Here is a 13,102-nt window from a genome sequence, read left to right on the forward strand (position 1 = left end):
GTAACAGGCTCGATTGAACTGCCGGCAGGTGTCGAAATGGTGATGCCTGGCGACAATATATCAGTTAATGTTAATTTGATTGCACCAATTGCGATGACTGAAGGGTTGCGTTTTGCTATCCGTGAGGGGGGGCGTACCGTTGGCGCCGGCGTCGTCGCTAAAGTGATTGAATAAAGTCGATGGTGTTGTAGCGTTATGGTTCTTAGTTTGAAAAATAGGCCAGTAGCTCAATTGGCAGAGCGTCGGTCTCCAAAACCGAAGGTTGGGGGTTCGATGCCCTCCTGGCCTGCCAAAATATAGATCTGCATTGAGTAAATCCTAAAAATTTGATTCGTGGATTTTAGGTGGATTGAAGGAGTAAGAGAAGATTTGTAACTCGGGTTTTTTAAGACTTAAAAGTAATTTTTGCGGGTAAAAAAAGTGAATAAGATTAAGCTTGGGATTGCGGCATTATTAGGAATGGCTGGCTTTTTCGGCTTTTATTTTTTGCAGGATAGCCCCGTGGTAGTAAGGGTAGTCGTTTTACTATTGGGGTTGGCTTTTGCAACAGTCGTTATGTTGTTTACGACGCAGGGAAGGCAGTTGTTTTCTTTTTTTAAGGATTCTGTAGAGGAAGTAAAAAAAGTTGTTTGGCCTAGTAAAAAGGAAACACTTCAGACATCTGGTGTGGTTTGTGCATTTGTCATAACGATGGCGTTTTTTTTATGGGCTGTGGATTCGGGTTTGATGGCGATCGTTAGATATGTGATGGATCAGGAAGGATGATGAAAGTGTTCCGGGAGGAATATGAGTAAAAAATGGTACGCCGTTCATACCTACTCAGGTTTTGAAAAGAGTGTAAAAAAAGCGTTAAGAGATCGGATCGCACTACACAGCTTTGAAGATAAGTTTGGTGAGATCCTGATTCCTGTTGAAGAAGTGGTGGAAATTAAGAGCGGTCAGAAAAGTATAAGTGAAAGGAAGTTTTTTCCAAGTTATATATTAATTGAAATGGAAATGACTGATGAAACTTGGCATTTGGTCAAGGGCACACCAAAAGTGACAGGTTTTGTAGGGGGTACGTCCATGCAGCCTGTGCCAATCAGTCATAAGGAAATAGAAAGTATATTTGATCAGGTAAAAGAAGGGGTGGAAAAACCCAAGCCAAAAGTTATTTTTGAAGCAGGAGAGGCAGTGCGTGTTAAGGAGGGACCTTTTACTGATTTTCATGGAAATGTTGAAGAAGTTAATTACGATAAAAATAAGTTGCGAGTATCTGTATCTATTTTTGGACGCCCTACGCCCGTCGAGCTGGATTTTCACCAGGTTGAAAAAATATGAATATGTATATAGGTGATTGTTGGCTATAGCCGATGTGGCTTTGGTGTATGTGGTTTGTAACAAAAGGGGAGAATATTATGATTGATATTCGTTTGAACCCAAAAAAGGGAATATATGGCAAAGAAGATAATAGGTTATATAAAGCTTCAAATTCCGGCAGGAAAAGCAAATCCAAGTCCCCCAGTGGGACCCGCGCTTGGTCAGCGCCAATTGAATATCATGGAGTTTTGTAAAGCCTTTAATGCGGCCACTCAAAAAATGGAGCCTGGATTGCCTGTGCCAGTGGTTATTACGGCGTATGCAGATAAAAGTTTTACATTTGTTTTAAAGACGACTCCTGCTTCTGTTCTAATTAAGAAACTAGCTGGTTTGAGTAAAGGTAGTGCTCAGCCTCATGTAGATAAGGTCGGTAAGTTGACGCGAAGTCAGGTGGAAGAAATTGCCAGAATTAAGATGACAGATCTTACTGCGGCAAATATGGATGCGGCTGTTCGGACAATTGCCGGGAGTGCCAGAAGTATGGGTGTTGAAGTAGAGGGGGCATGATATGGCTAAATCTTCAAGACGTTACAAAGAAATTGCCCGGGGAATTGATCGTGATCGATTGTATCCGCTAGCAGATGCCTTGGCTTTGGTGAAAGAGGCTGCTACAGCTAAATTTGACGAATCAATTGATATTGCGATTAATCTTGGGATAGATGTCCGAAAATCGGATCAGGTGGTACGGGGCGCGGTGGTGTTACCATCGGGTACGGGTAAGACGGTAAGAGTAGCCGTTTTTGCGCAAGGTGAGAAAGCCAAGGAAGCATTGGATGCGGGAGCAGATATAGTTGGTCTTGAAGATCTTGCTGAGCGAGTTAAATCAAATGAGATTAATTTTGATTTGGCAATAGCAAGTCCTGATTCAATGCGAGTGGTTGGCCAATTGGGGCAGATACTTGGTCCACGAGGTTTAATGCCAAATCCCAAAGTGGGTACAGTGACACTTGATGTGGCAGGTGCTGTCAAGAATGCCAAATCAGGTCAAATTCAATTCAGGGCAGATAAGACAGGTATTGTGCATTGTACTGTCGGTAGAGCTTCGTTTAGCGTAGATGCTTTGAAGGAAAATGTTGTAATGTTAGTTGACGCATTGAATAAGTCAAAACCGGCGACATCAAAAGGTGTTTATCTGCGCAAAATGGCAGTTTCAAGCACTATGGGAATAGGTGTGCGTGTTGATCACACTGGAATAACTGATTAGTTGTAATCAAAGGCTTTGGGCTGCTGTCAAAATATTGTCAGCAGATTGTCAAAGACCGTTGGGGCTTTTTATAAAGATAGCGATCTTGTTGTAGTGTTGATTGTTGTTTTTAAGTGAAAGCTTAATAGCAATATGAGGAATAACTGAAGATTTTCTGAGTAATAATAAGGGAACACAGTAATCTATATAAATTTTTAGAAGGTAACAAATAATTGATTTTGTGAGAATAAAGTATTTGCGACTAAGTTGATATTTATAAATCACGGAAATAATTATCGTAATTTGTTGCGGTTATTCTGGAAATTGCGCCCAACGCAGATGGTGTACCCATAAGCAGGTAGAGAAAAATTTCTCCTGGTTCAGGTCGCCGTTTTGAATGAGAATGTATCGTTATGAATTGTAACGATAATTTTGGCGAAATTCTAAATGGAGAATATCTTTTGAGTCATAATCTCGATGAGAAGAAAGCAGTCGTAGCCGAGGTCAGTGATCAAATTACAAAAGCTCAGGCTATCGTTATAGCGGAGTATCGTGGATTGGGTGTTGAGCAGTTTACCCGGTTGCGAGTCAAGGCGCGAGAATCTGGTATTTATTTCCGGGTTATCAAAAATACCTTTGTAAGGCGAGCAGTTGCAAACACTCCCTTTTCCGGGCTAGCTGAGTCAATGGTAGGACCGCTTGCTTACGGAATTGGCAGCGATCCTGTAATCACTGCAAAGGTTCTTCATGAATTCGCTAAGGATAATGATCGTTTCATAATTAAGGCTGGCGCCATGGCAGGGATAGTCATGTCCGATAAGGATGTGGCTGCTCTCGCTGTATTGCCAAGCAGAGAGGAGTTGCTAGCTAGATTGCTTGGTACTTTGCAGGCACCTATTGCGAAATTTGTGAGAACGCTTAATGAAGTTCCTTCACAGTTCGTGCGTGGGCTGGCTGCAGTACGCGATGGAAAATAATCGAAAGCCAATTATAGATAGAGCTTAGCGATTCGTATCAGGTTGATCTGAATTTAATTGATATCAGGAGAAATAAATGAGTATGGCAAAAGGGGAAATTTTAGAGTCTATCGCTAATATGACAGTTTTGGAATTATCTGAGCTGATCAAGGAATTAGAAGAGAAATTTGGTGTTTCAGCAGCAGCGCCAGTTGCTGTTGCGGCTGCGCCGGCTGCCGCAACAGCAGTCGCTGAAGAACAAACCGAATTTTCCGTAATTCTTACTTCGGCTGGTGATAGTAAAGTCAATGTCATTAAAGTTGTTAGAGCGGCTACCGGCTTGGGCCTGAAGGAAGCCAAAGATTTGGTGGATAGTGCTCCGAAGGCAGTTAAAGAGGGTATTTCTAAAGAAGATGCAGAGGCGCTTAAGAAACAGCTGTCTGAAGCTGGCGCCGGCTGTGAGATTAAATAATTAATTATATTGGCAGTTCGGGCTGACAGATACTGATTGGTATTGTCAGCCTTTGTCTATGGCAGCAGAAAAGTAATGTTGATAAGTAGAAGTAGTACTAATTCACTAATTGACTGTTAGTCGAATCTCCAAAATTCTTTTTCTAGCCTGCTTAGGTAACATGATTTTATAGAATTTTTTTGAGCTTTGAATATCATATTTGCAGTCCATGCGCTGTGTGGATAGAGTATTTTATTGCTTGGCTCACGTAGTACTACTATATAGGTTAAAGTTGTAACTTTGTTTAGATGTTCGTCTTATATCAAACAGGCCACCCTTCAATCCCGATTATATCTTCAGTGCACGGAGTGATTTAATGAGTTATTCGTTTGCCGAGAAAAAACGTATACGGAAAAGTTTTGCTAAACGTACCAGCATTCTACCATTTCCGTTTCTTCTTGCCACCCAGATACAATCTTATGCTGATTTTTTGCAAGAGGATGTAGCGCCAGGTAAACGAAAGAATCAGGGGCTACAAGCAGCATTTAATGCTGTTTTTCCAATAGAAAGTCACTCTAATAATGCTCGTCTTGACTTTATAAGTTATATGCTTGGTGCATCTGTATTTGATGTTAAGGAGTGCCAGCAGAGAGGGCTGACGTACGCTTCTCCATTGCGTGCCAGAGTCAGACTAACCATTATGGATAAAGAAGCTTCAAAACCGACTGTCAAAGAAGTTAAAGAACAGGAAGTTTATATGGGAGAGATTCCTCTCATGACGGAGACGGGTTCTTTTATTATTAATGGTACGGAGCGTGTTATTGTTTCACAGTTGCATCGTTCACCGGGAGTGTTTTTTGAGCATGACCGTGGTAAAACACATTCATCCGGAAAATTATTGTTTTCTGCCCGTATTATTCCATATCGTGGTTCTTGGCTGGATTTTGAGTTCGATCCCAAGGATTACGTCTATTTCAGGATAGACCGTCGTCGCAAAATGCCGGTTACAACCCTTCTAAAAGCGATGGGTTATTCTTCTACACAGATTCTTGCTGATTTTTTTGAATTTGATCGCTTTACGTTTACGGACAATAGGATTTTATTTCATCTTGTTCCGGAGCGTTTGCGTGGAGAGTTGGCTGGCTTTGATATTGTTTCTGAGGATGGTAAGGTTTTTGTACAAAAAGATAAGCGGATAACGGCAAAACACGTACGTGATCTACAACAGGCTAACCTTACAAAAATTTCGGTGCCTGAAGAGTTTTTGTTAGGAAAGATTCTGGCTGAGGACATTGTAGATAAGGAAACGGGAGAAGTCATTGCCACAGCCAATAGCGAAATTAATGAAACTTTACTTGAACGAATTAAGCAGACTCAAAATAAAAATAGTGAAATTAGCACTCTTTTTGTAAATGATCTCAATTACGGGCCTTACATTTCACAAACACTGAGGATTGATGAAAGTGCTGATCAAATGTCTGCTCAAATTGCTATTTACAGGATGATGCGGCCTGGTGAACCTCCGACTGAAGAGGCTGTGCTGGCCTTGTTCAATGGCCTTTTCTATTCTCCGGAGCGTTATGATTTATCTGTCGTCGGGCGAATGAAATTCAATCGGCGGGTAGGGCGCGAAGAACTAACAGGCTCTACGACTTTATCAAATGAAGATATTACTGACGTCATTAAAATACTGGTTGAATTGCGAAATGGCAGAGGTGAAATTGATGATATTGACCATTTGGGCAATCGTCGTGTTCGTTCGGTAGGTGAATTAGCGGAAAATCAATTTAGAGCGGGCTTGGCACGTGTTGAGAAAGCGGTTAAGGAGCGTTTGAGCCAGGCTGAATCAGAAAATTTGATGCCGCACGACTTTATCAATGCTAAGCCGGTATCTTCTGCTATACGTGAGTTTTTTGGATCGAGCCAATTGTCGCAATTTATGGATCAGACTAATCCATTGTCCGAAATTACGCATAAAAGACGTATATCAGCATTGGGGCCTGGTGGGTTGACGCGTGAACGCGCCGGTTTTGAGGTGCGCGATGTGCATCCAACGCATTATGGACGTGTGTGTCCGATCGAAACGCCGGAAGGACCCAATATTGGTTTGATTAATTCACTGGCACTTTATGCCAGAACCAATGAATATGGATTCATAGAAACCCCATACCGCATGGTTAAAGATGCTCGGGTAACTGAAGAGGTTGTATACCTCTCAGCGATCGAGGAAAGTCAATATGTGATCGCGCAGGCTAATGCAAATTTTGATCAGGCCGGGGTTTTCACTGCTGAGGTGGTTTCTTGTCGCCATAAAAATGAGTTTACCCTGGCATCCAGAGATCAGATTGAGTATGTTGATATTGCGCCAGCTCAGATTGTTTCTGTGGCGGCCTCACTGATTCCTTTCCTGGAGCATGATGATGCCAATCGTGCGTTGATGGGATCAAACATGCAACGACAAGCAGTGCCGTGTTTACGTGCTGAAAAACCTTTAGTAGGCACAGGAGTTGAACGAGTGGTTGCCGTACATTCAGGAACTGCGGTCAAGGCATTACGAGGCGGTGTGGTGGATTATGTGGATGCCGGTCGTATAGTGATTCGCGTGCATGACGCAGAAACGCGTGCTGGAGAAGCTGGAGTCGATATTTATAATCTCACCAAATATACTCGTTCAAACCAGAATACCAATATCAATCAAAGGCCTATTGTAAAGATGGGTGATGTTCTTGCGCGTGATGATGTGATCGCGGACGGTGCATCAACTGACCTGGGTGAACTGGCTCTTGGTCAGAATATGTTGATAGCGTTTATGCCTTGGAATGGACTCAATTTTGAAGATTCTATTCTGATATCTGAGCGAGTTGTATCAGACGATAGATTTACTTCGATCCATATTGAGGAACTCACAGCCATCAGTCGCGATACAAAGCTTGGTACTGAAGAAATAACTGCGGATATACCAAACTTATCCGAGCGTCAACGTGCACGCCTCGATGAATCTGGAATAGTGTATATCGGCGCTGAAGTTGAGGCTGGGGATGTATTGGTGGGCAAGGTTACGCCTAAGAGTGAGACGCAGCTGACGCCCGAAGAGAAGCTGCTTCGAGCAATATTCGGAGAAAAGGCGTCGGATGTCAAGGATACCTCCTTGCATGTGCCAGCTGGTATTTCAGGAACGGTAATAGATGTACAGATTTTTACGCGTGAAGGAGTTGATCGAGATAAGCGTTCCAAGCAAATCATAGCAGATGAATTGGGGCGTTTTAAAAAAGATCTTGCGGATCAGATGCGTATTGTTGAGGCAGATGCTTCCCAGCGTGCAAAGCGATTACTTACAGGTAAAGTTGCTGCCGGAGGTCCCAAGAGGTTGGCAAAAAATTCAACTATCACCCAAGAATATCTTGAAAGCGTGGAGAGGCATTACTGGTTTGATATTCGTCTGGTTGATGAGAATGCAAGCCTTCAGCTGGAGCAGATTAAGGATAGTCTGGTTCAAAAAAGAAAGCTGTTTGATCTTGCCTTTGAAGAAAAACAGAGAAAGCTTTCCCAAGGAGATGAGTTACCACCCGGTGTACAGAAAATGGTGAAAGTTTATATTGCGGTGAAACGGAGGTTGCAATCCGGTGACAAGATGGCTGGCCGACATGGAAATAAGGGAGTCATTTCAAAGATTGTCCCCGTGGAAGATATGCCATATATGGCCGATGGTACTCCGGTTGATGTCGTGTTGAATCCATTGGGTGTTCCATCGCGTATGAATATTGGCCAGGTGCTTGAAGTGCATTTGGGTTGGGCCGCTAAAGAGCTTGGCAAGAAAATTAATGAGATTCTGGCCTCTCAACACGATGTGTCCGAGATTCGGGATTTTCTAAATAAAATCTATAGTGATAACGGAAAACAGGAAGATTTGGCTTCTCTGGATAATCAGGAGATACGCGAGTTAGCAAAAAACCTGTCGAATGGAGTTCCTTTTGCCACTCCTGTTTTTGATGGTGCTCATGAATCTGAGATCAAGCATATGCTGAAATTGGCAGGTTTGCCGGAATCTGGACAGACTACTCTCTACGATGGTCGGACAGGAGAGGCTTTTGATCGTTCTGTTACCGTAGGTTATATGCATGTACTGAAACTTCACCATCTGGTGGATGACAAGATGCATGCACGTTCGACAGGTCCTTACAGCCTTGTCACGCAACAGCCGTTGGGCGGCAAGGCTCAATTTGGAGGACAACGATTTGGCGAAATGGAAGTCTGGGCTTTGGAAGCATATGGCGCGGCTTATACGCTTCAGGAAATGCTGACTGTGAAGTCTGATGACGTCAGTGGGCGGACTAAAGTCTATGAAAGTATTGTCAAAGGAGATCATAAAATTGATGCAGGCATGCCAGAGTCATTCAATGTACTGGTTAAGGAAATCAGATCTCTGGGACTGGATATCGATCTGGAGCAGCACTGATGTCTTTGTTGACTGATATTTGGTATGTGTTTATGTCGATTGAGTGTGGCGATTTTGTTTTGTAGAGGCTTATATTTAATTCCTCGAGATTCAGAGTTTCCTCGGCCCATTTCAGGTTTATACGTTGATTCACAGGAGTGACATGTGAAAGCATTGCTTGATTTATTCAAACAAGTTACACAAAAAGAAGAATTTGATTCCATAAAAATAGGCTTGGCTTCTCCTGAAAAAATCAGATCATGGTCATATGGAGAGGTGAAAAAGCCTGAAACCATAAATTATCGAACCTTCAAGCCAGAAAGAGATGGTTTGTTTTGCGCAAAAATTTTTGGTCCAGTTAAAGATTACGAATGTTTGTGTGGTAAATATAAGCGGCTTAAGCACCGGGGAGTGATATGTGAAAAATGTGGTGTGGAGGTTACGCTATCCAGGATCAGGCGAGAACGTATGGGCCATATCGAACTGGCTTCGCCTGTTGCTCATATATGGTTCTTAAAATCACTACCTTCCCGTTTGGGGCTTGTGCTCGATATAACGTTACGAGATATAGAGCGGGTTCTGTATTTTGAGGCCTACATCGTTACTGATCCAGGAATGACGCCTCTGACTCGCGGCCAGCTTCTGACCGAAGATGATTATCTGAATAAAACAGAAGAATTTGGAGACGATTTTAGCGCCGCGATGGGTGCGGAAGGTATTCGCACGCTATTGAGTAGCATGGATATTTCATCAGAAATAGAATCTTTACGTCTTGAGATTCAAACGACAGGTTCTGAAACAAAGATTAAAAAGGCCGCCAAGCGACTCAAGGTACTCGAGGCATTTAATAAGTCCGGCATGAAGCCGGAATGGATGATATTGACAGTATTGCCAGTCTTGCCTCCAGAGCTAAGACCATTGGTTCCATTGGATGGGGGACGTTTTGCGACTTCTGATCTGAATGACTTGTACAGGCGCGTTATAAATCGCAATAATCGTTTGAAGCGATTGCTGGAATTGAGAGCGCCGGAAATAATTATCCGTAATGAAAAACGTATGTTGCAGGAATCGGTGGATTCATTGCTTGATAACGGCCGCCGGGGTAAGGCGATGACGGGAGCAAACAAGCGGCCGTTAAAATCACTTGCGGATATGATCAAGGGTAAGGGCGGACGCTTCCGTCAGAATCTATTGGGTAAGCGTGTTGACTATTCTGGCCGATCTGTGATTGTGGTAGGGCCGCAACTCAAGCTTCATCAATGTGGTTTGCCGAAAAAAATGGCATTGGAGTTATTTAAGCCGTTTATTTTCAATAAACTGGAGATAATGGGGGTGGCGAGCACGATTAAGGCAGCCAAAAGGGAGGTCGAAAACGAAAACCCGATTGTTTGGGATATTCTTGAAGAAGTTATCCGTGAGCATCCGGTCATGCTCAACCGGGCGCCAACTTTACATCGACTCGGAATTCAGGCTTTTGAGCCCGTCCTAATTGAAGGAAAGGCGATTCAGTTGCATCCGCTTGTATGTGCCGCTTTCAATGCGGACTTTGACGGCGATCAGATGGCGGTGCATGTGCCTTTGTCGCTTGAAGCTCAAATGGAGTGCCGTACGTTGATGTTGTCAACGAATAACGTTCTTTCACCAGCTAACGGTGATCCAATCATTGTTCCTTCCCAAGATATTGTACTGGGTCTTTATTATATGACTCGTGAAAAGGTTGGTGCTCAAGGAGAAGGCATGATCTTTTCAGATGTCGCGGAAGTAATGCGTGCCTATGAGAGCAAAGCGGTGGAGTTGAATGCCAGAATCACTGTCAGAATCAAGGAAAGGAAAGAACCTTGTGCCCGTGATGAAGATCCGACTGAAACAATTACGCGTTTTGAAACCACCGTTGGCAGAGCGTTCATATCTGAAATTTTGCCAACTGGGCTTCCTTTTGCCTTGATCAACAAAGCGCTTAAGAAAAAGGAAATTTCCAAGCTTATAAATGCAAGCTTTCGTTTATGCGGTTTGCGGGAGACTGTTATATTTGCTGATAAGCTTATGTATTCTGGTTTTTCCTATGCAACTCGCGGGGGAATTTCCATATGTCTGGATGATCTTGTTACACCATCGCAGAAAAACGGCATTATTCAAGCGGCTGAAGAGGAAATACATGAAATAGCAAATCAATATATTTCCGGTTTGGTAACCCAGGGAGAGCGCTATAACAAAGTAGTTGATATTTGGGCTCGCGCGGGTGACCAGGTAGCCAAAGCAATGATGGATCAGCTGAGTGTCGAGCCGGTCAGAGATCAAAAGACGGGTGAAATCAGGACGGATGAAAATGGAAAGACAGTAACGCAGGAATCATTCAACTCAATTTATATGATGGCTGATTCGGGTGCCAGAGGTTCTGCCGCGCAGATCCGCCAGCTTTCCGGCATGCGTGGTCTCATGGCAAAGCCTGATGGTTCCATTATTGAGACTCCGATTACAGCTAATTTCCGTGAAGGACTCAATATCCTGCAGTATTTTATTTCAACACACGGTGCGAGAAAGGGATTGGCAGATACGGCACTTAAAACTGCTAACTCGGGGTATCTCACACGTAGATTGGTTGATGTGACTCAGGATCTAGTTATAACGGAAAATGACTGCCATACGGATGCCGGTGTTGTAATGAAGGCCTTGGTAGAAGGCGGTAATGTTGTCGAATCCTTGCGTGGACGTATTTTAGGACGGGTGGCAGCAACGGACGTCATCAATCCGGAAACCGGTGAGATTATTTGTTCGGCAGGTACATTGCTGGATGAAGATACTGCGGATGAAATTGAAGCTTGTGGTGTCGATGAGGTGAAAGTGAGGACACCACTTACCTGCGAAACTCGATACGGGCTATGTGCAAAATGTTATGGACGCGATCTGGGTCGGGGAACGCCGGTCAATGTGGGAGAAGCCGTAGGGGTAATTGCCGCCCAATCCATTGGTGAACCGGGTACGCAATTAACCATGCGCACCTTTCATATTGGTGGAGCAGCTTCAAGAGCTGTAGTTGCCAATCAGGCTGAGAGCAAGTCAAACGGAATTGTTCGTTACTCACATCATATTCGCTATGTAAAGAATGCACAGAACGAACTAATTGTAATTTCTCGTAGTGGCGAGATTCTGATCCAAGATGAAAACGGTCGTGAGCGTGAGCGACATAAAATTCCTTATGGCGCGACGCTGCATGTGCAGAATGATGAAACAATCAAGGCAGGACAGGTTTTGGCATCATGGGAACCCCATAAGCGCCCTATCATAACGGAATATGCCGGCAAGATTCGTTTTGAAAATATTGAAGAAGGCGTAACAGTTGTCAGGCAAATTGATGAAATAACCGGGATGGCAACGCTTGTGGTTATAGATCTTAAGCGAAGAAATGTTGCGCAGTCCAAGGGGTTACGGCCACTTGTTAAATTTTTGGATGAAAGTGACCGGGAAATTAACATTCCAGGAACTGACCAGCCTGTCAGCATCACATTTCACGTTGGCTCAATTATAACGGTACGAGATGGGCAGCAAGTTGGTATTGGTGAAGTTCTGGCTCGTATTCCTCAGGAGACATCGAAGACTCGTGATATTACTGGCGGTCTGCCTCGTGTGGCTGAATTATTTGAGGCGAGGGTGCCAAAAGATGCTGGTTTCCTTGCTGAAGCGACCGGCACGGTAGCTTTTGGGAAAGATACAAAAGGAAAACAGCGTCTTGTGATCACTGATCTTGATGGCGTTGCGCATGAATATCTAATTCCCAAGGATAAGCATGTGACTGCTCATGATGGTCAGGTGGTAAATAAGGGAGAGGTGATCGTTGATGGACCTATTGACCCTCATGATATTTTGCGGCTACAAGGTGTTGAGGCATTGGCGAAATATATCAGCGATGAGGTTCAGGATGTCTACCGCCTGCAAGGTGTAAGTATCAACGACAAACATATAGAGGTGATTGTCAGACAAATGCTGCGCCGTGTCCAAATAACAAATGCAGGGGATTCTGCTTTTATTCCAGGAGAGCAAGTTGAGCGTGCTGAAGTTCTTATTGAGAACGAGAAGCTCATTGCGGAAAACAAGATGCCAGCAACCTATGAATACGTGTTACTGGGAATAACTAAGGCATCTCTTTCGACAGATTCATTTATTTCTGCTGCTTCTTTCCAAGAAACAACCCGTGTTCTGACCGAAGCATCTATCATGGGTAAAAAAGATGATTTGCGGGGTCTGAAGGAGAATGTGATTGTAGGTAGGTTAATACCAGCTGGAACTGGTTTATCTTTTCATAACATTAGGAAGAAGCAGAGGTTATCAGAAAGTACCGTCTACTTGGATGCCAACTTGGCGGCAAATGAAATTGCCGAATGATAGATGCAGTTATAACGTTTATTTATTATGATTGTTAAAATTAGGTATTTTCAGAATTTTGGTTTCTGATTTCGCATTTTAAAATCTTGACTAAGTTTTGATGAGGAAGTAGTCTTGGCGGCTGAGTATTATGGCAGTGAGGATAACTGGTTACCTGAGAGGGCTTGAGGTAGCGGATTATTATTTTGATTACTGGGAATACCGACAGGTAGTGGAGGAGAGAGATGAGATTAGGGGAGTGGATAAAGGGGGTCATGCTGTGTGCGGGTATGATGTTATGTGGTTACACATATGCGGACATATCGACGGTACCGGACGAGACCTATGAAGCGCTGAAG

The 13,102-nt window shown here is 43.6% G+C and carries 8 protein-coding genes, 1 tRNA gene and 1 pseudogene; all 10 read left to right on the top strand.

What is annotated here, in order from left to right; genetic code table 11:
• Positions 1–174: pseudogene (gene tuf, locus ABO04_RS11635) on the top strand (elongation factor Tu); the annotation flags it as partial.
• Between the two features lie 42 nt (positions 175–216).
• Positions 217–292: transfer RNA gene (locus ABO04_RS11640), tRNA-Trp, on the top strand.
• A 128-nt stretch (positions 293–420) separates the two neighbouring features.
• Positions 421–765 carry a preprotein translocase subunit SecE gene (secE, locus tag ABO04_RS11645; protein ID WP_160810844.1) on the top strand — a complete coding sequence of 115 codons (345 nt, stop codon included), beginning with the start codon at positions 421–423 and terminating at the stop codon, positions 763–765.
• 21 nt (positions 766–786) lie between these two features.
• Positions 787–1,320, top strand: coding sequence for a transcription termination/antitermination protein NusG (gene nusG / locus ABO04_RS11650; RefSeq protein ID WP_160810845.1), 534 nt, complete (start codon positions 787–789; stop codon positions 1,318–1,320).
• 114 nt (positions 1,321–1,434) lie between these two features.
• Positions 1,435–1,866: a 50S ribosomal protein L11 gene (gene rplK, locus ABO04_RS11655; RefSeq protein WP_160810846.1), complete on the top strand. Its 432-nt coding sequence runs from the start codon at positions 1,435–1,437 to the stop codon at positions 1,864–1,866.
• A 1-nt stretch (position 1,867) separates the two neighbouring features.
• A complete protein-coding gene (gene rplA, locus ABO04_RS11660; RefSeq protein ID WP_160810847.1) occupies positions 1,868–2,563 on the top strand; it encodes a 50S ribosomal protein L1 in 696 nt (231 codons plus the stop codon).
• A 440-nt stretch (positions 2,564–3,003) separates the two neighbouring features.
• On the top strand, positions 3,004–3,519 hold the full coding sequence (gene rplJ, locus ABO04_RS11665) for a 50S ribosomal protein L10 (RefSeq protein ID WP_160810851.1): 516 nt from the start codon (positions 3,004–3,006) through the stop codon (positions 3,517–3,519).
• A gap of 76 nt (positions 3,520–3,595) precedes the next feature.
• Complete coding sequence (gene rplL, locus ABO04_RS11670; protein WP_160810848.1) at positions 3,596–3,970, top strand: 50S ribosomal protein L7/L12; 375 nt, start codon at positions 3,596–3,598, stop codon at positions 3,968–3,970.
• 355 nt (positions 3,971–4,325) lie between these two features.
• Entirely contained in the window at positions 4,326–8,405 is a 4,080-nt protein-coding gene (gene rpoB / locus ABO04_RS11675) for a DNA-directed RNA polymerase subunit beta (protein ID WP_160810849.1), read from the top strand.
• 144 nt (positions 8,406–8,549) lie between these two features.
• On the top strand, positions 8,550–12,764 hold the full coding sequence (gene rpoC / locus ABO04_RS11680; RefSeq protein ID WP_160810850.1) for a DNA-directed RNA polymerase subunit beta': 4,215 nt from the start codon (positions 8,550–8,552) through the stop codon (positions 12,762–12,764).
• The last annotated feature ends 338 nt before the right edge of the window (positions 12,765–13,102 follow it).

Origin of the sequence: Nitrosomonas sp. HPC101, from assembly GCF_009833125.1 — a bacterium.
In the GTDB taxonomy this organism is placed as follows: domain Bacteria; phylum Pseudomonadota; class Gammaproteobacteria; order Burkholderiales; family Nitrosomonadaceae; genus Nitrosomonas.